Source organism: Lelliottia sp. 7254-16, assembly GCF_002922995.1.
Lineage (GTDB): Bacteria > Pseudomonadota > Gammaproteobacteria > Enterobacterales > Enterobacteriaceae > Enterobacter > Enterobacter jeotgali.
In genome coordinates, this window is the sequence record NZ_PQVS01000003.1 from 1 (window position 1) to 22,994 (window position 22,994).

21 protein-coding genes, 2 tRNA genes and 1 pseudogene are annotated in these 22,994 nt (G+C 54.1%); 11 read left to right on the forward strand and 13 right to left on the reverse strand.

Annotated elements, in window-relative coordinates:
• Both C3708_RS04865 and csgB read right to left on the reverse strand, forming a co-directional pair.
• Positions 1–105 (reverse strand): annotated as a pseudogene (locus tag C3708_RS04865) (curlin); the annotation flags it as partial.
• A 39-nt stretch (positions 106–144) separates the two neighbouring features.
• Positions 145–600, reverse strand: coding sequence for a curli minor subunit CsgB (gene csgB / locus C3708_RS04870; protein WP_095281549.1), 456 nt, complete (start codon positions 598–600; stop codon positions 145–147).
• A 743-nt stretch (positions 601–1,343) separates the two neighbouring features.
• Between csgB and csgD the strand changes: the two genes are divergently transcribed.
• The 4 genes from csgD to csgG are packed head-to-tail and all read left to right on the forward strand — an operon-like array spanning position 1,344 to position 3,688.
• Positions 1,344–1,994 (forward strand): biofilm master transcriptional regulator CsgD, encoded by a 651-nt coding sequence (gene csgD / locus C3708_RS04875; RefSeq protein ID WP_095281548.1) that lies wholly within the window; start codon positions 1,344–1,346, stop codon positions 1,992–1,994.
• Between the two features lie 4 nt (positions 1,995–1,998).
• On the forward strand, positions 1,999–2,388 hold the full coding sequence (csgE, locus tag C3708_RS04880) for a curli production assembly/transport protein CsgE (protein ID WP_095281547.1): 390 nt from the start codon (positions 1,999–2,001) through the stop codon (positions 2,386–2,388).
• A gap of 23 nt (positions 2,389–2,411) precedes the next feature.
• Positions 2,412–2,828 (forward strand): curli production assembly/transport protein CsgF, encoded by a 417-nt coding sequence (gene csgF, locus C3708_RS04885; RefSeq protein WP_095281546.1) that lies wholly within the window; start codon positions 2,412–2,414, stop codon positions 2,826–2,828.
• Between the two features lie 26 nt (positions 2,829–2,854).
• Entirely contained in the window at positions 2,855–3,688 is an 834-nt protein-coding gene (gene csgG / locus C3708_RS04890) for a curli production assembly/transport protein CsgG (protein ID WP_095281545.1), read from the forward strand.
• A gap of 45 nt (positions 3,689–3,733) precedes the next feature.
• On the opposite strand, the gene C3708_RS04895 is transcribed toward csgG, so the two are convergent.
• The 4 genes from C3708_RS04895 to ghrA all read right to left on the reverse strand — a co-directional run bounded on the left by C3708_RS04895 (position 3,734) and on the right by ghrA (position 6,652).
• Positions 3,734–4,216: a DUF1097 domain-containing protein gene (locus C3708_RS04895; protein WP_202674222.1), complete on the reverse strand. Its 483-nt coding sequence runs from the start codon at positions 4,214–4,216 to the stop codon at positions 3,734–3,736.
• 96 nt (positions 4,217–4,312) lie between these two features.
• Positions 4,313–4,867: a molecular chaperone gene (locus C3708_RS04900; protein ID WP_095281543.1), complete on the reverse strand. Its 555-nt coding sequence runs from the start codon at positions 4,865–4,867 to the stop codon at positions 4,313–4,315.
• 20 nt (positions 4,868–4,887) lie between these two features.
• The gene (locus C3708_RS04905) at positions 4,888–5,625 is read right to left on the reverse strand and encodes a phosphatase (RefSeq protein WP_095281542.1); all 738 of its coding nucleotides are present in this window, start codon (positions 5,623–5,625) and stop codon (positions 4,888–4,890) included.
• Positions 5,626–5,713: 88 nt separating this feature from the next.
• Positions 5,714–6,652, reverse strand: a complete 939-nt coding sequence (gene ghrA / locus C3708_RS04910; RefSeq protein ID WP_103947906.1) for a glyoxylate/hydroxypyruvate reductase GhrA — start codon at positions 6,650–6,652, stop codon at positions 5,714–5,716.
• 232 nt (positions 6,653–6,884) lie between these two features.
• Between ghrA and C3708_RS04915 the strand changes: the two genes are divergently transcribed.
• A tRNA-Ser gene (locus tag C3708_RS04915) sits at positions 6,885–6,972 on the forward strand.
• A 58-nt stretch (positions 6,973–7,030) separates the two neighbouring features.
• Here C3708_RS04915 and C3708_RS04920 read toward each other — a convergent pair.
• Entirely contained in the window at positions 7,031–7,936 is a 906-nt protein-coding gene (locus C3708_RS04920; protein WP_103948667.1) for a LysR family transcriptional regulator, read from the reverse strand.
• Positions 7,937–8,047: 111 nt separating this feature from the next.
• Here C3708_RS04920 and C3708_RS04925 point away from each other — a divergent pair, with 111 nt between their 5' ends.
• Complete coding sequence (locus C3708_RS04925; RefSeq protein ID WP_095281539.1) at positions 8,048–8,908, forward strand: pirin family protein; 861 nt, start codon at positions 8,048–8,050, stop codon at positions 8,906–8,908.
• Positions 8,909–9,039: 131 nt separating this feature from the next.
• Positions 9,040–9,127, forward strand: a tRNA-Ser gene (locus C3708_RS04930).
• A gap of 106 nt (positions 9,128–9,233) precedes the next feature.
• On the opposite strand, the gene phoH is transcribed toward C3708_RS04930, so the two are convergent.
• The 4 genes from phoH to efeU all read right to left on the reverse strand — a co-directional run bounded on the left by phoH (position 9,234) and on the right by efeU (position 13,818).
• Positions 9,234–10,025, reverse strand: a complete 792-nt coding sequence (gene phoH / locus C3708_RS04935) for a phosphate starvation-inducible protein PhoH (protein WP_174348619.1) — start codon at positions 10,023–10,025, stop codon at positions 9,234–9,236.
• Positions 10,026–10,523: 498 nt separating this feature from the next.
• Positions 10,524–11,807, reverse strand: coding sequence for an iron uptake transporter deferrochelatase/peroxidase subunit (efeB, locus tag C3708_RS04940; RefSeq protein ID WP_103948668.1), 1,284 nt, complete (start codon positions 11,805–11,807; stop codon positions 10,524–10,526).
• A 5-nt stretch (positions 11,808–11,812) separates the two neighbouring features.
• Positions 11,813–12,940 carry an iron uptake system protein EfeO gene (gene efeO / locus C3708_RS04945; protein WP_103947909.1) on the reverse strand — a complete coding sequence of 376 codons (1,128 nt, stop codon included), beginning with the start codon at positions 12,938–12,940 and terminating at the stop codon, positions 11,813–11,815.
• 44 nt (positions 12,941–12,984) lie between these two features.
• A complete protein-coding gene (efeU, locus tag C3708_RS04950) occupies positions 12,985–13,818 on the reverse strand; it encodes an iron uptake transporter permease EfeU (RefSeq protein WP_095281535.1) in 834 nt (277 codons plus the stop codon).
• 252 nt (positions 13,819–14,070) lie between these two features.
• Here efeU and C3708_RS04960 point away from each other — a divergent pair, with 252 nt between their 5' ends.
• Positions 14,071–15,255 (forward strand): NupC/NupG family nucleoside CNT transporter, encoded by a 1,185-nt coding sequence (locus C3708_RS04960; protein WP_103948669.1) that lies wholly within the window; start codon positions 14,071–14,073, stop codon positions 15,253–15,255.
• A 102-nt stretch (positions 15,256–15,357) separates the two neighbouring features.
• Positions 15,358–15,777 carry a DUF3574 domain-containing protein gene (locus tag C3708_RS04965; RefSeq protein WP_103948670.1) on the forward strand — a complete coding sequence of 140 codons (420 nt, stop codon included), beginning with the start codon at positions 15,358–15,360 and terminating at the stop codon, positions 15,775–15,777.
• A 111-nt stretch (positions 15,778–15,888) separates the two neighbouring features.
• On the opposite strand, the gene putP is transcribed toward C3708_RS04965, so the two are convergent.
• The gene (putP, locus tag C3708_RS04970) at positions 15,889–17,397 is read right to left on the reverse strand and encodes a sodium/proline symporter PutP (RefSeq protein WP_095281532.1); all 1,509 of its coding nucleotides are present in this window, start codon (positions 17,395–17,397) and stop codon (positions 15,889–15,891) included.
• Positions 17,398–17,821: 424 nt separating this feature from the next.
• On the opposite strand from putP, the gene putA reads away from it, so the two are divergent.
• Entirely contained in the window at positions 17,822–21,781 is a 3,960-nt protein-coding gene (gene putA / locus C3708_RS04980) for a trifunctional transcriptional regulator/proline dehydrogenase/L-glutamate gamma-semialdehyde dehydrogenase (RefSeq protein ID WP_103948671.1), read from the forward strand.
• 51 nt (positions 21,782–21,832) lie between these two features.
• The gene (locus C3708_RS04985) at positions 21,833–22,228 is read left to right on the forward strand and encodes a lysozyme inhibitor LprI family protein (RefSeq protein ID WP_103948672.1); all 396 of its coding nucleotides are present in this window, start codon (positions 21,833–21,835) and stop codon (positions 22,226–22,228) included.
• On the opposite strand, the gene rutR is transcribed toward C3708_RS04985, so the two are convergent.
• On the reverse strand, positions 22,225–22,863 hold the full coding sequence (rutR, locus tag C3708_RS04990; RefSeq protein ID WP_095281529.1) for an HTH-type transcriptional regulator RutR: 639 nt from the start codon (positions 22,861–22,863) through the stop codon (positions 22,225–22,227). The two genes, C3708_RS04985 and rutR, sit on opposite strands and share 4 nt — an antisense overlap.
• Positions 22,864–22,994 lie beyond the last annotated feature (131 nt).

Sequence of the window (22,994 nt, forward strand, 5' to 3'; positions counted from 1 at the left end):
ACCCCAACCGCCACCACCGCCGCCACCATATTGTGGAACCACACCAGCCAGAGCACTACCGGAAACTACGATTGCTGCAATTGCTGCCACTTTGAAAAGTTTCATCGTAAACCCCCATCGGATTGATTTAAGTCGTCGAAATAGTCAGCGTTGGATAACGCGAATGGCCATTTGCGACTGTCTCTGTACTACAACTGCTGTTTTTTGCGTACCATACTGCGTAATATTCGCTTTGTTACCCGAACCTTTCTGGATAATCATCGCGGTATTACCAAAAGCCCCTTGCTTAATACTCGCATCGTTGCCGTTGCCGTCCTGATCGATATAAGCAAGGTTATAAGTCCCTGATTGATCAACTTTCGCTCGGTTGTTTACACCTTCCTGAGAAACAACGGACAGTAATTTAGACCCGCCCTGACGAACTTCAGCATTATTACCTGAACCCTGCTGACCAATAATGGCTGCCTGATTATATGAAGACTTGCTTAATTCATTAATCGCGAAGTTAAATTCCGAATTTGCCAAATCCGGGCCTGCCGCGATTGATAACCCAGGCGCACCCAGTAATGTAAACATCATAAATAACGTTTTGTTTTTCATGTTGTCACCTGGACCTGGAAATAATAAACTTCTCGGTGTTAACGCGATTCGTTTTTTGTTAACGCTGCGTTACGATGAAGAGTATGTCTATCGAAACAATTTAAATATCTCACCCGCGAGTGTTATTTTCATTCCCTCGATCACCTCAAAGTATTAATTAATGCCAAAATTCTCAGACAGAAGCGTAAGTTAGTTTTTTATAAAATATTTCACGGTTACACTTGCGCAGCTTAACAGGGAGCGTGCATCCCCTGAATGACGGCACTTTGACAGTAACGAGGTTCAACACCAGACACACTCGTCACAACTCACTCGATTTCTTAAGTGCTTTCACTTAGCAGGCAAAGTCTTAGAGATTTCATCGTTCTCATACCTGTTATAAACAAATTACAAATAACATATATCCATTTAAATCAAATAATTAAAATAATTTGTATGATTTTTAAAATGTGTGCAGCATTATTCTCATGTACAACTTTTTTATCATTCGTAAACATTCACAGCCCCTTAAATTCACAAATTAATATTGATTTTTACATCTTGTTACACCATTAACACTTGATTTAAAAATCGTAATAGCTAGATTGAAATCAGCAGTACGAATTATTTTTCATATTTACCTCCTGCTGGAGGTTATGGTCTGATTCTACACACAGCAGTGCAACATCTGTCAGTACTTCTGGGGTCCCCTTGAATATATCGGGGGACAACTGCCGGGTGTTATAAAAAAGTGGGGTTTCATCATGTTTAATGAAGTCCATAGTTTACATGGTCATACATTATTGTTGATCACAAAGCCTTCTTTACAAGCGACAGCATTATTACAGCATTTGAAGCAATCTCTGTCACTGAACGGGAAATTGCATAATATTCAACGTTCTTATGATGATATTGCTCCTGGCAGCATTATTCTCTTCGATATGATGGAAGCTGATAAAAAGCTTATCCATTACTGGCAAGATAACTTAAGCAGGAAAAACAATAATATCCGCGCGCTATTATTGAATACACCTGATGAGTATCCCTTCCGGGATATTGAAAGCTGGCCGCATATCAATGGCGTCTTTTACGTCACTGAAGACGAGACGAGAGTGGTAGATGGGCTGCAAGGGATTTTACGTGGAGAGTGTTACTTTTCACAAAAGCTGGCCAGCTATCTCATCACTCACTCCGGAAATTATCGCTATAACAGCTCAGAATCCGCTTTGCTGACGCATCGCGAAAAAGAGATTCTGAATAAATTACGCATTGGTTCTTCAAATATTGAAATCGCCCGTTCGTTATTTATCAGCGAAAATACAGTGAAGACTCATCTCTATAATCTTTTCAAGAAGATAGCTGTTAAAAACAGAACTCAGGCTGTTTCATGGGCAAACGATAACCTCAGGCGTTAACAACATGAAACGCACGTCGAGCTGGATAGCGGCAGTCGGCTTTCTGCTTGCTGCCGGAAATCTTCACGCTGTTGAAGTGGAAGTTCCCGGACTATTAACTGACCACACCGTCTCCTCAATCGGCCACGATTTTTATCGGGCTTTTAGCGACAAATGGGAAAGTGATTATCCTGGCAACTTAACGATCAATGAGCGACCCAGTGCTCGATGGGGAAGCTGGATAACAATAACGGTTAATCAGGACGTTATTTACCAGACCTTTTTATTCCCCACGAAAAGAGACTTTGACAAAAACATCAGTTTTGCACTGGCACAAACTGAAGAAGCGGTAAATCGTCTGCAAATAGATAAAGCTCTGTTAGGCACTGGCGATTTAGCAAAAGATGAATTTTAGCTATATATGATCCGGAGGCTGTAATGCGTCTCGCACACACAGTTATTTCGCTAATGTTGATTGCACCGTTAAGCTGGGCCGGGAATATGACCTTCCAGTTCCGTAACCCAAATTTTGGCGGCAATCCGAACAACGGGGCTTTTTTACTCAATGAAGCCCAGGCTCAGAACTCCTACAAAGATCCCAGTTATAACGATGATCTCGGTATAGAAACACCGTCGGCACTGGATAACTTCACTCAGGCTATTCAGTCGCAAATATTAGGTGGCTTATTAACGAATATTAATACCGGCAAACCGGGTCGCATGGTGACCAATGATTTTATTGTCGATATTGCGAATAAAGACGGGCAACTGCAGTTGAATGTGACCGACCGGAAAACGGGGAAAACTTCCACCATTCAGGTTTCAGGTCTCGCCACCAATTCAACTGATTTCTAAACAACAACGAGATAAGGACAACAATCATGCAGCGCTTTCTGATACTTGTTGCAGTGTGCTTATTGAGCGGTTGTTTAACTGCTCCACCTAAAGAAGCCGCGAAGCCCACACTCATGCCTCGGGCGCAAAGCTATCGCGATCTGACTCATCTGCCCTCTCCTACTGGTAAGATTTTTGTTTCGGTCTACAACATTCAGGATGAAACCGGCCAGTTTAAACCGTATCCGGCGAGTAACTTCTCGACGGCGGTTCCACAGAGTGCCACCGCGATGCTGGTGACTGCGCTTAAGGACTCTCGCTGGTTTATTCCTCTTGAACGTCAGGGCCTGCAAAACCTGCTGAACGAGCGCAAAATCATTCGTGCCGCGCAGGAGAATGGCACGGTTGAGGTTAACAACCGCGTACCGTTGCAATCGCTGGTTGCTGCTAACGTAATGGTTGAAGGGTCGATTATCGGCTATGAAAGTAATGTGAAATCAGGCGGTGTCGGGGCGCGTTATTTCGGTATCGGGGCTGATACGCAATACCAGCTCGACCAAATTGCCGTCAACCTGCGCGTGGTTAACGTAAGCACCGGTGAAGTATTATCTTCGGTCACTACCAGCAAAACGATTCTCTCGTATGAAGTCCAGGCCGGTGTATTCCGCTTTATTGACTACCAGCGTCTTCTGGAAGGCGAAATCGGATATACCTCGAATGAGCCGGTTATGATGTGCCTGATGTCGGCCATTGAAACAGGGGTTATTTTCCTGATTAACGACGGTATCGATCGCGGTCTGTGGGATCTGCAAAATAAAAATGACGTGAAAAATGAAGTCCTGGTGAAATACCGTGAAATGTCGGTGCCTCCGGAATCCTGATTCTGAACGCACCAATAAAAAGCGAGGCTCTGTGGCCTCGCTTTTTTATTTGCTTAATTCCGGGAGATTCTGCGAACGCTCTCGTCGTGCCGCGAGCCAAAGCCCGCTGTTCTTCATCGCGTAGCCAAACACCAGCCCCAGCAGCAGCGACGGAATAATCATTTTCCAGTCGCCCTGCCCGGCAAAGGTCGCACAGGCGCCAATGAAGGTTCCAGGAACAAACGACAGCAACAGGTGTTTTGCCTGAATACACATCAGAAAAGCCACAACACCCGTCATCATATAGCCGACGATTTCCAGGTGCGGCGCCAGTGCGCTGCCGTGCATGATTATCAATGCCCAGACAACGCCGCTCATCATGGTGCAACCGGAAATAAACAGCCCTTTCACGCCACCCTGCGGGCAAGCGAAATAGGCGGTACAGCCAAGGAAACCTGCCCAGCTGAGCAGTCCCAAAGATACGGCTACCCATCCCCAAATTCCGGAGAGAATACCTGTCGTAATGGCGATAGAAAGAAGTATGTTCATGGCGCGCATCTTATCAGAAACGCGCCATTGAAATGAGATCACGAGCACATTTAATGCAAGTTAAAATGTACCGTTACATTGACAATGTGATACAAATCACTCTTCGTTCTCTTCCTGCAATTCATCCCACATCGCGGAAATGGCTTCGCGGGTTAATGGCGCCATCGTGCGCCAGAAAGGAGATGTGGCATGCGCTTCAATCTTGCCGAGGAAAGCGCCGCACCACGGCAGAAGGTAATCACCAAACAGCGTTTCCAGGGCTTCACTTTCATCCTCGCCGGAATGGTCTTCAATCCATGACGCCGCCAGCAGCAGCGTACCAATATGATCGGCAGGCGCATCGCTCAACGGCATTCCACGCTCGGACAGGAATGCGCGAACTTCAGATTCTGTCGCGCCCTCTTCCCATGATGAACGGAAGGGTGAAACACGGCCCTCTTCTCCCACAAACAGCGCGTTGTAATCCGCTGCAATCTGCTGCATATCGCAGCTATTTTGCAGTCGTTGCAACAACTCATCCTGCTCCAGCGGCCAGTTGTCCGCGAGCTTTCCTTCGCGAATCAGCGTAAAGAGCGGCACCAGCAGCGGATCTTGCGGCTGGCGATAATACAGGGTGCCCAGTACGCGGCAAAGGATTGAAAACTCGTTCATTTCTTTATTCCATTACAATATTAAAGTTCAGCAAATTCAGGGATAACAGGCATGCCGCGCGATTCGAGGAAATCGAGCATCCGGCGCGGTGTGACGTTCAATATTCTCTCTTCCGGGAACCCTACCTCATCTAACACTTTCCGGCACTCGCCAAATTCACCCAGCGTAAACGCGGTGTGAGAATCAGAACCCAGCGCGACCATTCCGCCCGCGTCACGTACGGCTGCCGCGACGGCACGACAGTTGGCTTCGCTGCCAATACGCGAGTGAGTAAAGGAGGAGTTATTAATTTCAAGCGCCACACGATGTTTCGCCGCCGCTTGCGCAACCGCCTGAATGTCGATCGGGAATTTCGGGTTGCCAGGGTGGCTAATGATGTGGACATTGCCGCTGGCAATCGTCGCGATCATCGCCTGAGTATTCGTCTCTTTATCCTGTGGTGCAAATACCGGTTCATGAAAACCGGCGATAATCAGATCCAGAGAGGTGAGCATCGGGCCAGTACAGTCGATCTCGCCGTCCGTATTTTTAATATTGGCTTCGATACCACGCAGAATCCCAACCCCCTCCACCAGACGAGGCCAGATGCGCATATTCACAAAGTGCCAGTAATGCGGTGCATCTGCCATATCAGGACCGTGATCGGTAATCGCAAAGAGCTTAATCCCTTTCAGTTTGGCTTGCGCGATGTAGTCATGAAGGGTGCTGTACGCGTGGGTGCTGGCGACGGTGTGCATATGCAGGTCTACGGGATACATCTCTCTCTCCTCTGGTGTTTTACCCAAAGGATAGCAGGTCTGCCCGGCGTTTATTAGCAAAAACCCGGCGAATGCCGGGTTACCGTAGTTAGTAGCCGCGCTGTCTATCGACCTGCCCTGTCGCGGGTTTCCCCTGCTCAAGCAGGCCGATGGTGCGGGCAATATAGTCCACCGCTTCCGCCGGACGCGTGACAGCGGCCACGTGCGGGGTCATAGCAACACGCGGATGCGCCCACAGCGGGCTTTCCACCGGCAGCGGTTCACGGCTGTAGACATCCAGCATCGCGCCTTTCAGCTTGCCGCTCTCCAGAACCGACAGCAGATCCGCTTCGACCAGATGAATGCCGCGCGCCAGGTTCATCAAATAGCTCCCATCCGCCAGCTGATTGAGCACATCTTTATTGATAATCCCTACCGTCTCTGCCGTGTTCGGCAGCAGGTTGATGAGTACGCGCGTGCCCTTCAGGAAGTCTGGCAGTTCGTCATGACCGGCAAAGCTTTCTACGCCAGGATACGCTTTACGCGTACGACTCCAGCAGCGCAGCGGGAATCCCCACGGGGCCAGCGCTTCCGCCACTTTCGATCCCAGCACGCCCGCGCCCAGCAGCCCGATGGTAAAATCTTCGCGCTGATAATCGGCTAATGGCTCCCAGCGCGATTGCTGCTTGAGCGCCTGATAATCGTCAAATCGGCGGAACCAGTGCAATACCTGACTCACCGCGTATTCCTGCATTTGCTGGCCCATACCGGTGTCTTCGAGCCGGAACAGGGGAATATGTTCTGGCAACATTTCTGGATGAGCTTTTAACTTACTCAGGATGGAATCCACACCCGCGCCGAGGGCAAACACCGCTTTCAGATTGCGCCCTTGCAACATCTCCACCGGCGGATGCCAGACGAGAGCGTAATCAGCGTGTTCGTTATCGCCCCGCTTCCACTCACGAACGCGCGCGCCGGGAATGGCTTCCGACAGCGCTTTGATCCAGTAAGAAGTATCAAACGTAGGGTGATAAAAGATGATATCCATAATGACTCCTGCCTTTTTATTGCGATGATTTTTAGGTGTTTTCAAGAGGATTATCAGGATAACAAATAAACCGCCGACTGTGTTGTTGATAAAAAAAGCGCTTTCAGCACATTCAGGAATCACATTGCTGAAACTTTGTCTAAACGCGCCAAATATCTGAAAAAGTTGATTGACGCCAGTGCCCCTTTTACTTACATTAGCGCCCGTCCCAGCAACAACGGGATGACAATACGGTGAGGTGTCCGAGTGGCTGAAGGAGCACGCCTGGAAAGTGTGTATACGGCAACGTATCGAGGGTTCGAACCCCTCTCTCACCGCCATATTTGAAGAAGAGCTCGCATGAAAATGCGGGCTTTTTTTTCGTCTGTATGAATGTCATTACTCTTCGATTATCCGCGCATATTCCGAGGCCAAAAAATCCACCAGCGCACGTACCGCAGGTAGCAGTCCGCGACGCGACGGATATACCGCGTGGATCACTTCCCTTTGCGGCTCCCACTCGTTCAGGACTCTGACCAGTTCCCCGCGCGCAAGCAGCTCCTTGACCATTAAAACAGGCAGCTGAACTACGCCCACGCCTGCCGTTGCGGCTTCACGCAGTGCCAGCATATCGGTGGTGATAAAACGCGGCGTAAAGTGAACCTCCGCTTTCGCCCCGTCAGGCCCGGCCAATGCCCATTTGTGAAGCTGTTTGCCCTCCCCCATGCTCAACCCAGGCCATTGGCTGAGTTCGGCAGGCATAGTCGGTTTGCCCAGCCGCGCGATGAGCTGCGGGCTCGCCACAAGGCAGTGTCCACGATCGGCGAGAACCCGCAGCACCAGATCGCTGTCGTCAAACGGACGAGGGCGAACGCGGATCGCGACATCAATACCCTCTGCCACCACATCGACGCGGCGGTTGGTGGCTTCCAGCTGCAACGTCACGCCTGGGTAACGCACCATAAATTGGGCCAGCATCGGCCCGATATGGACATGCAAGAGCGTGACCGGACACGTTATCCGTACCACGCCGCGCGGTTCTGCCTGTAGCGCCGCGACCGCTTCCTGAGCCGCCTCCGCCTCCACCAGCATCGCTTTGCAGTGCTGATAAAATGTTTGTCCAACCTCTGTCACCGTAAACTGTCGCGTGGTGCGATGTATTAATCGCACGCCCAGACTGTCTTCTAGTTGAGCAATTCGTCGGCTTAGTTTTGATTTCGGCTGATCCAGCGCCCGCCCGGCCGCCGCAAACCCACCGTGATCCACGACTTTCACAAACCACGCAAAATCATTGAGATCCTGCATCCCGCCTCCATCGTTCTGTTTATGGAACACTGAGTATTATTTTAACAGTCTACCGGGTTATTAGCGTCGAATATAAGCTAATACACATCAACCGAACAGCAGGAGGAAAAGATGAAACAGGTTACTGGCGTCTACACCGCACCGCGTTCCCACTGGGTTGGCGATGGCTTTCCGGTACGTTCGATGTTTTCTTATCAAACTCACGGCGAAGCACTGAGCCCTTTTCTGCTGCTGGACTATGCGGGCCCACACGTTTTCCCCGGTGACGGCGTGAAGCGTGGCGTGGGTGAGCATCCACATCGTGGCTTTGAAACCGTCACTATCGTTTACGCTGGCGAAGTGGAGCATCGCGATTCAACCGGCAAAGGCGGGGTGATTGGTCCCGGCGACGTGCAGTGGATGACCGCAGGCGCGGGCATTTTGCATGAAGAGTTTCACGCCGAATCCTTCACCCGCCAGGGCGGTGAGCTGAAAATGATGCAGCTGTGGGTCAACCTTCCGGCGAAGGACAAAATGGCCACTCCGGGGTATCAGAGCATCACCAAAGAGGATATTCCGGTCATTGCGTTGCCGGATAACAGCGGCGAGCTGCGCGTCATTGCCGGTCGTTATGGCGATAATCAAGGCCCGGCGCATACTTTCTCATCGCTGAATGTGTGGGACATTGCCCTGCAGCAAGGGAGCCATTTGTCCCTGAATCAGCCGGACGGATGGAGCACCGCGCTGGTGGTGGTCGAAGGCAACATCACGGTGAACGGTTCTACCCAGGCCGGTGAAGCTCAGCTGGTGGTTCTCAGCCAGAACGGGGAAAAACTGCATCTTGAGGCCAGCAGCGATGCGAAAGTGTTGCTGATGGCGGGCGAGCCGTTAAACGAGCCGATTGTGGGTTACGGCCCGTTCGTGATGAACACCAAAACGGAAATCAATGACGCCATTCGCGATTTCAATTCCGGTCGTTTTGGCCAGATTTGAACGTAAACCGGCAGAGGTGATTATTGCTTAACCGAACAGCCACTCAGGCATAAAATTTGCTTGACCGTTTTAGCGCAACTCCCTATAGTAGCGCCCCGTTGCCCCCGAGAGGTCAGGCAGCGAAACAATACGGTGAGGTGTCCGAGTGGCTGAAGGAGCACGCCTGGAAAGTGTGTATACGGCAACGTATCGAGGGTTCGAACCCCTCTCTCACCGCCATATTTAGAGAAGAGCTCGCATGAAAATGCGGGCTTTTTTTTCGTCTGTCGTTTATCGCTTTAGAAAGCAAAGCCCGGTTTCCCGGGCTTTGTCATCAATAATCAATTCAGTCGTAGGCAAGCAGCGCACGCTGGCACAGGACCGAACGTACGCAGTCATCTTTGTTGAAACGCACCACCCCAACCATGTCATCTTCCACAAAACGTGCCAGCGCATCGCTCAGCCCCGATTTGACGCCAGATGGCAGGTCGCACTGGGTGATATCGCCGTTGACGATAACGGTCACGTTTTCCCCGAGGCGCGTTAAAAACATCTTCATTTGCGCAGCGGTCACGTTCTGAGCCTCGTCGAGAATGACGACCGCATTTTCAAATGTACGTCCGCGCATATAGGCGAACGGCGCGATTTCTACCTTGCCAATCTCTGGTCGCAGGCAGTACTGCATAAAGGAAGCACCCAGGCGTTTAACCAGCACGTCATAGACTGGCCGGAAATACGGGGCAAACTTCTCTGACATATCGCCGGGCAAGAAGCCGAGATCTTCATCGGCCTGCAATACCGGACGGGTAACGATAATTCTGTCCACATCCTTATGGATCAGAGCCTCCGCCGCCTTGGCCGCACTTATCCACGTCTTCCCGCAGCCCGCTTCACCGGTTGCGAAGATAAGCTGTTTACTCTCGATAGCATTCAGGTAGTGCGCCTGAGCCTCATTGCGGGCAGCAATTGGGGAATTATCACGGCTGTCCCGCGCCATGCCAATTGCTTCTACGCCGCCACTCATCTGCACAAGCGAGGTGACCGATTCTTCTTCACGCTGTTTATGGCTACGTGAATCCCGTCTCAGCACACGTTTTGCTTCGCGACGAGCTTTGATCACTGCTTTTTGTCTTCCCATGGATAGCACCTTGAGTTGTTGGTATTCATCACACGCGCCGTTGGCAGCGCGATTATCTGAACTAACATCTGAAGTTTGGCTTCCTTGTAAGCCATTGCTTGCCTTTTGGAATGACGATGCCGAACGGCTATGCGCACCGCTCTGCACGTCGGGTAAGTTTTGTTGAGGTAGTGGGGAGGAGAATTTTGTGGTGAAGAAATCGCTGCCGGAGTCAGAGCCTCCGCGCTGGGTACTGCGGTTGTTGTGTTTACCATGTCCAGAACAGGACCCAACCATTCGCGATCTCCATAGTGAATCGTTATCACTGCCGGGAACTACCGCTGTCTTATATTAAGTACATCAGGATTTATCACAATTGCAACAACTATTTTACCTGAACGCAACTTTTTCAGACTCGCCCTGCAGCTGAGTTCAGTCTCATACAGAAATATGACAGAAATATAACAGGGGCGGTCATAGGAAAAAATAATCTCCCCGCGCGGCTGGCGGGGAGGATTATCAGGCTTCGATCAGCCCTTGAGCGAGATATGCGTTACTGTCGCGCACACCCGGCAGGGCAAAGTAAAAGCCGCCACCGATAGGTTTTATGTACTCTTCGAGCGCCTCGCCGTTCAACCGCTTCTGCACGGTTAAAAAGCCCTTCTCCAGATCGTGCTGATAGCAAACGAACAGCAGGCCCATATCGAGCTGCCCGGAGTTGGTTACGCCCAGCGAATAGCTGTAGCCACGACGCATCATCAGGTTCGCCTGCGTTTCTGGCGTACGCGGATTTGCCAGACGAATATGGCTGTCGAGCGCAATAGTATCGCCATCAGGATCGCGGGCGTAATCCGGCACATCGTGCTCATTCTTCATGCCCAGCGGAGCACCGCTTTGCTTGTCACGACCGAAGATAGTTTGCTGCTCTTTCAGCGGCGTACGATCCCAGAACTCGACGTGGAACTGGATGATGCGCACCGCCTGATAGGTCCCGCCCAGCGCCCATGCCGGTTCGCCTTGATCCGCCGTGGTCCAGACCACGTTTTTCATCAGCACCGTATCCTGGCTGTCCGGGTTCGCCGTCCCGTCTTTGAATCCAAGCAGGTTAACCGGCGTCTCTTTCCCCTGGCTGCGCGCCGCGTGGTCAGAGATAAACCCTTCCCGCTTCCAGCGCACGCTGAGCAGATCCGGCGTGTGCTTGATGATATCGCGCAGGGCGTGGATCACCGTGTCCTGGGTGTTCGCACAGATCTGGAGCAGCAGATCGCCATGACACAGCGCCGCGTCGAGCGAATCATTCGGAAAACGCGTCATCTTTTGCAGCGTTTTCGGCTTGTGTTTCGTAAGTCCGTAGCGGGCGTCAAACAGCGTTTCCCCGACGGAGACCGTCACGGTCAGGTTATCCGGGGCGATAAATGGCCCAAGAATGCCTGAATCCATCGGTGGCATGCGCGGGTTTGGTGTTTCCGGCGCCGGGCCGCCCGCCGTCAGAAACGCAATGCGCCTGGTCAGCAAACGGAATAGCCGTTCCAGATCCGCTTTATCGCTCGCCAGCGAGTCAAACGCCACCACCATCATCGCCGCCTGCTGCGGCGTCAGAATGCCGGCCTGATGCTCACCGTAAAACGGCTGCGTCTCCATACGGGCGTTCGGGGAGAGCGTCCCCGGCGCGCTTTGCGGTTTGCCCGCATGCGCCACCGGGCAACCGCCCGCCAGAGTGAGCGCGCTGCCAAGCGCCCCCACCCCTTTTAACAGTCGACGGCGCGAAGGTTCCGCCACGTCGACTTCTTGATGTTTACTCATGATGCTTAGTCCAGACCCAGTACGCCGCGCAGCTGAGCCAGATCTTCCGCCAGCGTGGTGATTGGGCCTTTCAGCGCATTACGGTCGGCGTCGGTCAGCTTGTCGTAAGTCTCATACCCGTCTTTGGTACGGTACTTCGCCAGAATAGTGTTCACTTTCTTGAAGTTGGCATCCACTTTCGCCAGCAGTTCGCTGTTGTCTTTCTGCAGCTGCGGACGCAGCAGGTCTACAATTTTCTGCGCGCCGTCAACGTTGGCCTGGAAGTCCCACAGATCGGTGTGGCTGTAGCGGTCTTCTTCCCCGCTGATTTTGCTGGCGGCAACTTCTTCAATCAGTCCCGCCGCGCCACCCACCACTTTTGACGGTGGGAAGGCCAGCTCGCTGATGCGTTTTTGCAGATCAAGCACGTCGGTGTTCAGCTGCTCCGCGTATTTCTCCATCCCTTTGGTGGAGTTGTCGCCAAACAGCGCTTTTTCCAGACGGTGGAAGCCGGTGAATTTCGGATCGGCGGCTTTCTGCTCGTAATCATCTTCACGGGCGTCGATACTGCCGTCGAGGTCAGAGAACAGCTCAGCAATCGGTTCGATACGCTCGTAGTGCTGGCGCGTCGGTGCGTACAGGGATTTTGCTTTCTCGATATCGCCCGCTTTCACCGCGTCGGTGAAGGCTTTGGTCCCGGCGACCAGGTCAGCGGTTTCTTTGGTCACGTAGGCTTTATAGGCGGTGATCGCCTCGCCCAGGCTCAGCAGCGCTTCGCCTTTCGCCGCATCCGCCGTGGCTTCGCCTTTGACGATCAGCTTGCCTTTCGGATTAGTCAGCAGGCCGCAGGTCATGTCGTACTCGCCCGGCTGCAGGTTGGCGGTCATCTTCTGGCTAAAGCCAGGGGCGATGTTTTCACGCTCTTCCACCACCATTACGCCTTTGAGGATTTCCCACTCCAGCGCCTTCTGGCTGTGGTTCTGAATGATAAACTGAGTTTTACCGCTGTTGACCGTGATGGTCATCGGCTCACACTGTTTGTCGTTCACGGTAACTTTCACCTGAGGCACATCCGCCGCGCCCGCAGAGAACGCATAAGCAAACAGCGCTGCCACACCTGCCTGTAAAGCAGTACGTCGAAATTGAATTGCCATGACCCTTCCCTTTCTAAAAGTATGTATAAACAACACGAAGCACTTCAGGGCGCAGTACGCGACGGCTGAGTACTGGGGCGTGATGGCATAAAGAACAGCACCAGCGCCGGAATGAGATAGATGAAATACATCGCCACTTCGCTGACGCTCGGCGTTTCCTGATAGCCGAAGATACCTTCAAGCAGGGTGCCGGTCAGAGAATGGGTGGAGAGCGTGTTACTGAAATCGAAAGCGACGTCCTGGAAGTGGTTCCACAGGCCCGCCTCGTGGAAGGCGCGAATCGCCCCTGCGGCCAGCCCTGCTGCTACCAGCAGAATAAACAGACTGGTCCATTTGAAAAACGCGCCGAGGTTCAGGCGAATACCGCCCCAGTAGAGCATAAAGCCGAGCACCACCGCGGTCGCCAGGCCGAGCATCGCGCCAAGCGGCGGCCAGATCCCCACGTCCTGCTGGAATGCCGCCAGCAGGAAGAACACGGATTCCAGACCTTCACGCGCGACGGCGAAAAACACCATGCCGATCAGCGCCCAGCCGTGGTTATTGCCCTTTTGCAGGGCGTTATCGACCGCCTGCTCCAGCTGAACTTTGACATTGCGCGACACTTTGCGCATCCAGAAGACCATCCAGGTGAGGATCACCACGGCGATCACCGCGACGATTCCTTCGAACAGCTCCTGCTCTTTCTGCGGGAATTCACCGGTGGTTTCGTTGATCAGAATCCCTAGCCCCAGGCAGAGTGCAGCGGCGAGAAACACGCCCACCCACATCACCCCGATCCAGCGGCCTCGCTGGGTGCGCTTCAGATAGCTGGCGATCAAGCTGACAATTAAGGCCGCTTCAAGACCTTCACGTAACATAATGAGAAATGGAACAAACATGCCGACACCTTAAATGTTTATCGCGGTCAACTGGTGCAAAGAAAGGTAAATAACTGTGATAGTGATTATCATTACGGCAGAAAGAAAAACAAGCGAAATGTGTTGAGTTTTGATGACGAGTTGTAAACCCATCGCCAGTTAATAGTTACGCTCGTTACCGCTATGACTATAACTTATAACGTAAATGCCCATTTACGGCTCCAGTGCCCTATGGCTAAATAAGCGCTTCGTTTACCTGCTGAAAATCTAAAAATGTATAACTTTGTTCATTTCCTGCTGGCGCTGGTGATTATTTTTGCGCTCGCCTGGCTGGTGAGTTTCGACCGCCGAAAAATTCGTATTCGCTATATTTTGCAGCTTATTGTGATTGAAATTGCGCTGGCATTCTTTTTCCTGCATGCCGAGAGCGGTCTTTTCACGATTAAATATGTCTCGGGCTTCTTCGAATCATTGCTGAAATTTGCCGCTGAAGGCACCAATTTTGTCTTTGGCGGGATGGGCGAAAAAGGGCTGGCATTCATATTCCTTGGCGTACTCTGCCCGATTATTTTCATCTCTGCCCTGATTGGTATTCTTCAGCACTGGCGAATTTTGCCGATTTTTATTCGCGTCATCGGCACGCTGCTGTCCAAAGTGAATGGTATGGGAAAGCTGGAATCCTTTAACGCCGTCAGTTCGCTGATTTTGGGCCAGTCGGAAAACTTTATTGCTTACAAAGGCGTGCTGGGCGATCTCTCCTCCCGTCGCCTGTTCACTATGGCGGCCACAGCGATGTCGACCGTTTCGCTGTCCATTGTCGGCGCCTATATGAGCATGCTGGATGCGAAATATGTGGTCGCGGCGCTGATCCTCAATATGTTCAGCACCTTTATTATTTTGTCGGTCATCAACCCGACACGCCCGGAAGCCGAACCTGAAATCAAACTGGAAAAGCTGCACGAATCGCAGAGTTTCTTTGAAATGCTGGGCGAGTATATTCTGGCCGGTTTTAAAGTCGCGATGATTATTCTGGCGATGCTGATTGGCTTTATTGCCCTTATTAGCGCGGTCAACGCCCTGTTCTCCAGCGTATTTGGCATGAGCTTCCAGCAGATCCTCGGCTATGTGTTTTATCCCCTGGCGTGGCTGGTGGGTATTCCGCTGAGTGATGCGCTGAATGCGGGCAGCATTATGGCGACCAAACTGGTGGCGAATGAATTTGTGGCAATGATCGAGCTGCAAAAAATTGCCGGTCAGATGACGCCACGCGGGCTGGGTATTCTCTCCATCTTCCTGGTGTCGTTCGCTAACTTTGCCTCTATCGGGATTATTGCCGGTGCGATCAAAGGGCTAAACGAAAAGCAAGGCAACGTGGTGTCTCGCTTTGGTCTGCGCCTGGTGTACGGCGCGACGCTGGTGAGCCTGCTGTCGGCGAGCTTTGCGGGACTGGTGCTCTGATTTTTTGCCCGGCGGCGCTGCGCTTGCACGGGCCTACAAAACCGTAGGCCGGGTAAGCGTTAGCGCCACCCGGCTTTTTTCGAACAACGAGGATATCGAACAATGACCATCAAAACCGGGCTTATGGCTGCCGCGCTTTTCCTGCTGGCAGGCTGCAACGCCCCATCACATACCGCGGCCGACGCCACCTGTAAAGCGGATAACCAGATGCAGCAAACTACCCTCTATTTCGGCCTGAATCGTCCGGCAGGTGCGGCGATCACCGGCCAGGAGTGGCAGCAGTTTGTCGATCAGGACGTGACGCCGCGTTTTCGCGATGGCTTAACGGTGTTTGATGCGCGCGGTCAATGGATGGGCAACGACGGGAAAGTGGCGCGTGAGCCAAGCAAAGCCTTGATGCTAATCCACGGGAAAGACGCCCAGAGTGAGAGCAATATCGAAGCGTTACGCGGGATCTATAAATCACGGTTTGCACAGGAATCGGTGATGCGGGTTGATCTGCCGGTGTGCGTGCAGTTCTGATACAAAAAAAAACCGGGTGGCGCTAACGCTTACCCGGCCTACATATTTTACGGATTTGCGGGTTTTGTAGGCCCGGCAAGCGCAGCGCCACCGGGCTTAAGACCGCAAAACTTATTCCGGCTGTAATTTCGACGGCGGTGCCGTGTGGTAATGCGCATCCGCTTCAGCAAAACGTTCCTGCATCGACGCCGACGGCGCTTTGCCCAACAGGCTAAACACCACAATCCCGATGCTGCCGAAGATAAAGCCAGGGATGATTTCGTACAGGCCCAGCCAAGCAAACTGTTTCCAGACGATAACCGTCACCGCACCAATGATCATCCCCGCCAGCGCACCATTACGGGTCATGCGTGACCAGAGTACGGAGAACAGAACCACCGGACCAAACGCCGCACCAAAGCCCGCCCACGCGTAGCTCACCAGGCCCAGCACGCGGTTTTCCGGGTTTGCCGCCAGCGCAATGGAAACCAGCGCCACCACCAGCACCATAAAGCGACCGACCCACACCAGCTCTTTCTGGCTCGCGCCCTTACGCAGGAAGGCCTTGTACAGGTCTTCGGTAATCGCACTTGAGCAGACCAGCAGCTGACAGCTCAGGGTCGACATCACCGCCGCCAGAATCGCCGACAGTAAAATCCCGGCAATCCACGGGTTAAACAGGATCTGCGCCAGCTCAATGAACACGCGCTCGGCGTTCTGGTTCACCGCGCCCGCCTGCGCCGGGTTATTGTTGAAGTAGGCAATGCCGAAGAAGCCGACCGCCACCGCGCCCGCCAGACACAGGATCATCCACGTCATACTGATACGACGCGCGTGAACGATAGTGTGGTGGGAATCCGCCGCCATGAAGCGCGCCAGAATGTGCGGCTGACCGAAGTAGCCCAGACCCCAGCCCATCAGCGAAACAATCGCCACGAAGTTCAGGCCTTTCAGCATATCGACGTTTTCGATGCTCTTTTGTTTGATCACTTCCAGCGAATCGCCAAATCCGCCGACGGTGAAAATCACAATCACCGGCGTCAGGATCAGGGCGAAGATCATCAAACTCGCCTGCACGGTATCGGTCCAGCTGACTGCCAGGAAACCACCGACGAAGGTGTAGATGATGGTGGCTGCCGCACCGGCCCACAGCGCCGTTTCGTAGCTCATGCCGAAGGTGCTTTCGAACAGACGCGCACCGGCCACGATGCCAGAGGCACAATAGATGGTGAAGAACACCAGGATCACCAGCGCGGAAATGATGCGCAGAACACGGCTCTTATCCTCAAAGCGACCGGTGAAGTAGTCCGGCAGCGTCAGGGCGTTGTTGTTCACTTCGGTGTGAACGCGCAAACGCCCCGCCACCAGCTTCCAGTTCACCCATGCGCCGACCGTCAGGCCAATCGCAATCCAGCTTTCAGAAATACCAGAGATGAAAATCGCGCCCGGCAGGCCCATCAGCAGCCAGCCGCTCATGTCGGAAGCACCGGCAGAGAGCGCGGTGACCATCGGCCCTAAACTGCGCCCGCCCAGAATATAGTCGTCAAAACTGTTGGTTGATCGCCATGCCAAAAACCCTATCAGGATCATGCCAAAAATATAAACGAGAAATGTCACCAGCATCGGTGTGCTAATTGCCATTTAAAATCTCCAAAAATGTCGAGCGACAACCTTCCCGGTTGCCTTAATTATTCCATCACCGGAACGGGGTGATGATGAGTGTATTTCGGTTGGGCGCGCGTATCCTGCCGTAAGCGCTCCTCATGCACAAATGATTTAACACTGCATTTACATCAAATTCATCCCTGGTTTCATACGTCTTTTATATAGGTTGCACTCGCTCACGCTTTTACGGGTTGCACCTTTTAAAAGTGTTAACTGCCGCATAAAAACAGGCTTCACACGCAGAATTCCGCCTTATTTTCCAGCTAACTTATGCTTAACAATCCATTCATTTTTCAGCTTGCAGACCAGGTCACATTTAACACGGTTGCACAAAGTTGCAACATGGTGGATATTTCACGCTAACGACCGAACATCACTACAGATCAACAGGAGTTTTGGCATGGGCATGACCACCATGGGGGTTAAGCTGGATGACGCGACCCGCGAACGGATTAAGAGCGCTGCAACCCGCATTGACCGCACGCCGCACTGGTTAATTAAGCAGGCTATTTTTAATTATCTGGAACGTCTGGAAACCGAAGACGATTTACCAGAACTGCCTGCTCTGCTGGCCGGTGCCGCGAATGAAAGCGAAGACGCCGCCGCCGCCGAAGAGAACCACCAGCCGTTCCTCGATTTTGCCGAACAGATCCTGCCGCAATCCGTCAGCCGCGCGGCGATCACCGCCGCGTACCGTCGTGCCGAAACCGACGCCGTGCCGATGCTGCTGGAGCAGGCCCGTCTGCCAGAGCCGATTGCTTCTCAGGCACACAGCCTGGCGTATCAGCTCGCCGACAAACTGCGTAATCAGAAATCCGCCAGCGGCCGCGCCGGAATGGTGCAAGGGCTTCTGCAGGAGTTCTCCCTCTCCTCGCTGGAAGGTGTGGCCCTGATGTGCCTCGCAGAAGCGCTGCTGCGTATTCCAGACAAAGCCACGCGCGATGCCTTAATTCGCGACAAAATCAGCAACGGCAACTGGCACTCGCACATTGGCCGCAGCCCGTCGCTGTTCGTCAATGCCGCCACCTGGGGCCTGCTGTTTACCGGCAAACTGGTCTCTACCCATAACGAAGCCAACCTCTCCCGCTCTTTGAACCGCATTATCGGTAAGAGCGGCGAACCGCTGATCCGCAAAGGCGTGGACATGGCGATGCGCCTGATGGGCGAACAGTTCGTCACCGGCGAAACCATCTCCGAAGCGCTGGCCAACGCCCGCAAGCTCGAAGACAAAGGCTTCCGCTACTCCTACGACATGCTCGGTGAAGCGGCCCTGACCGCCGCCGACGCACAGGCGTACATGGTCTCTTACCAGCAGGCGATCCACGCGATTGGCAAAGCCTCAAACGGTCGCGGCATCTACGAAGGTCCGGGGATTTCCATCAAGCTCTCCGCCCTGCACCCGCGCTACAGCCGCGCCCAGTACGACCGCGTAATGGACGAACTCTATCCGCGCCTGAAATCCCTCACCCTGCTGGCGCGCCAGTACGACATCGGGATTAACATCGACGCCGAAGAGGCCGACCGCCTGGAAATCTCCCTCGATCTGCTGGAAAAACTGTGCTTCGAGCCGGAACTGGCGGGCTGGAACGGCATCGGCTTCGTTATTCAGGCCTACCAGAAGCGCTGCCCGTTTGTGATTGATTATCTGATTGACCTCGCCTCGCGCAGCCGTCGCCGCCTGATGATCCGTCTGGTAAAAGGCGCGTACTGGGACAGCGAAATCAAACGCGCGCAGATGGACGGCCTGGAGGGGTATCCGGTCTACACCCGCAAGGTCTACACCGACGTCTCTTACCTCGCCTGCGCGAAAAAACTGCTCGGCGTGCCGAACCTGATTTACCCGCAGTTCGCCACCCACAACGCCCACACGCTGGCAGCGATCTACAGCCTGGCCGGACAGAACTACTATCCGGGCCAGTACGAATTCCAGTGCCTGCACGGCATGGGTGAACCGCTGTACGAGCAGGTCACCGGGAAAGTGGCCGATGGCAAACTGAACCGACCGTGCCGTATTTATGCCCCGGTCGGCACCCATGAAACGCTGCTGGCCTATCTGGTGCGTCGTTTGCTGGAAAACGGCGCCAATACCTCCTTCGTCAACCGTATTGCTGACACCACCCTGCCGCTCGACGAGCTGGTTGCCGATCCGGTGCAGGCCGTGGAAAAAATGGCGGCGCAGGAAGGCCAGCTCGGTCTGCCGCATCCGAAAATCGCCCTGCCGCGCGAACTGTACGGCAGTGACCGCACCAACTCGGCGGGTCTGGATCTGGCGAACGAACACCGTCTGGCGTCCCTCTCTTCTGCTCTGCTGAATAGCGCCCTGCAAAAATGGCAGGCGAAACCGATCCTTGAGCAGCCCGTTGATGCAGGCGACATGCAGCCGGTGATCAACCCGGCGGAGCCGAAAGATATCGTCGGGTTTGCCCGCGAAGCCACCGCTAAAGAAGTTGAAATGGCGCTGGAAAATGCGGTGAACAACGCGCCGATCTGGTTCGCGACGCCGCCGCAGGAACGTGCCGCAATCCTTGAACGTGCCGCGATTCTGATGGAAGGCCAGATGCAGCAGCTGATTGGTATCCTGGTGCGCGAAGCCGGGAAAACTTTCAGCAACGCCATCGCCGAAGTGCGCGAGGCGGTCGACTTCCTGCACTACTACGCCGGTCAGGTACGTAACGATTTTGATAACGAAACTCACCGCCCGCTCGGCCCGGTGGTGTGCATCAGCCCGTGGAACTTCCCGCTGGCGATCTTCACCGGCCAGATTGCAGCCGCCCTTGCCGCGGGTAACACCGTGCTGGCGAAACCGGCTGAACAGACGCCGCTGATTGCCGCTCAGGGCATTAACATTCTGCTCGAAGCCGGCGTACCGGCTGGCGTGGTGCAGCTTCTGCCGGGCCGCGGTGAAACCGTCGGCGCTCAGCTAACGTCCGACACCCGCGTGCGCGGCGTGATGTTTACCGGCTCCACCGAAGTAGCGACGCTGCTGCAACGCAACATTGCGACGCGTCTCGATCCGCAGGGTCGTCCGACGCCGCTGATCGCCGAAACCGGTGGCATGAACGCGATGATCGTTGACTCCTCCGCACTCACCGAACAGGTGGTGGTGGATGTGCTGGCCTCGGCCTTTGACAGCGCCGGACAGCGCTGCTCTGCCCTGCGCGTGCTGTGTCTGCAGGATGATATCGCCGACCACACACTGAAAATGCTGCGCGGTGCGATGGCCGAATGTCGGATGGGTAACCCAGGCCGTCTGACCACGGACATCGGCCCGGTGATTGATGCCGAAGCGAAAGCCAACATCGAACAACATATTCAGGCGATGCGAGCCAAAGGTCGTCCGGTCTTCCAGGCGGTTCGCGAGAACAGCGAAGACGCCCGCGAATGGAACACCGGCACCTTTATCGCGCCGACGCTGATTGAGCTGTCCAGCTTCGACGAACTGAAAAAAGAGGTCTTCGGCCCGGTGCTGCACGTCGTGCGCTACAGCCGTAACAATCTGGAGGCGCTGGTCGATCAGATTAATGCTTCCGGCTACGGCCTGACGCTGGGCGTGCATACCCGCATCGACGAAACCATCGCTCAGGTGACGGGCAGCGCGAAAGTCGGCAACCTGTACGTGAACCGCAACATGGTTGGCGCAGTCGTCGGCGTGCAGCCGTTCGGCGGCGAAGGCTTGTCCGGCACCGGTCCGAAAGCCGGTGGTCCGCTGTATCTGTACCGTCTGCTGGCGAACCGCCCTGAGAATGCGCTCGGCGTGACCCTGGCGCGTCAGGATGCAGAACGTCCGGTGGATGCACAGCTCAAAACGCTGATCACCCAACCGCTGGAAGCCCTCGTCAAATGGGCAGAAAATCGCCCGGAACTGCGCGCCATTTGCCAGCAGTATGGCGAGCAGGCGCAGGCGGGTACGCAGCGTCTGCTGCCAGGCCCGACCGGAGAGCGCAACACCTGGACACTGATGCCGCGCGAGCGCGTGCTGTGTATCGCCGATAACGAACAGGATACGCTGGTTCAGCTGGCTGCCGCTGCGGCAACAGGCTGTGAAGTGCTGTGGCCGGAAGATGGTTTGCATCGTGACCTGGCTAAACAGCTGCCGAAAGAGGTCTCCGCGCGTATCACGTTTGCCAAACCGGACGTGATTACTACGCAGGCTTTCGACGCGGTGATCTACCACGGCGATTCCGATCAGCTGCGCGAACTGTGTGAACTGGTCGCGGCGCGCGACGGCGCAATTGTCTCGGTGCAGGGCTTTGCCCGTGGCGAAACCAACCTGCTGCTTGAGCGTCTGTACGTGGAGCATTCGCTCAGCGTCAACACCGCTGCCGCAGGCGGTAACGCCAGCCTGATGACAATCGGTTAAAGCTATGATAATAAGGCTCCGGAAACGGGGCCTTTTTTATTGGGTGAGAGAATGAAACGAGTATTGATTGCCGGAGCAGCACTACTGCTCAGCGCCAGCGCGCTGGCGGATGAATGCGCCAGTGCCAGCACACAGACCGACCTGAACACCTGTACCGCGCAGCAGTATCAGACCGCCGATAAAAAACTGAATCAGACATACCAGGCTGCGATGAAACGGGCCGCCGCGCCGCAGCGTGAATTGCTGAAAAAGGCACAGCAGGCGTGGATTGCCCTGCGTGACGCCGACTGCGCGTTTGCCGGTTCCGGCAGCGAAGGCGGGAGCGTTCAGCCGATGATTATCAACCAGTGCATGACCGAGAAAACCGCCGAGCGCGAGGCGTATCTGGCGTCATTAATGCAGTGCGAGGAAGGCGATTTAAGCTGCCCTCTGCCGCCCGGCAATTAACGCAGGCGGATCCCTTCAATAATCAGGCGCTGCACGTTATCAACAGCACTCTGGAAAAATGCCTCGTCCTGGAGCGTTTTTCCGGTCACGGCTTCGACCTGGCTCGCAAAGTCAGCATAGTGCTGGGTCGAGGCCCAAATCATAAAGATCAGATGCTGCGGGTCGACCGGGGCCAGTTTTCCGCTTGCGACCCAGCCCGCAATAATCGCCGACTTATCGTCGATCAACTGTTTCAAATCTCCCGTCAATTCAGCCTGCAACAGCGGCGCGCCCTGTAGCATCTCCATGCAGAACAGTTTTGAGGCTTGCGGATAGTCGCGGGACACTTCCAGCTTGAGGCGTATGTACTCTTTGATCGCCACCAGCGGCGCGAGCTCTTCGCGAAACGCTTTCAGCGGTGCCAGCCAGATATCAAGAATCTGTTGCAGAACGGCGATATACAGTGCCTCTTTCGACGGGTAGTAATACAGCAGATTGGTTTTCGACACGCCCGACAATTCCGCGACTTGCTCCAGGCGCGTGCCGTGGATGCCAAACTGCGAGAAAGTCTCCAGCGCGGCTTTCAGAATGGCCTGCTTCTTGGCGCTCACCGCCCGCGAACGTTTACCTGGTGTCTGCACTGCGCCTTGTGTCATGCCTGCTCTCCTTGAAAATGTGCGTTTAGCATAGCAAAACCCCTCGCTTCTCACGACATTCTGCACCTCGATCGCGCATAACTGCCTGTTTTGTGTGCATGGCTTTTGACCATTTAGTCCACTTTGTTCGA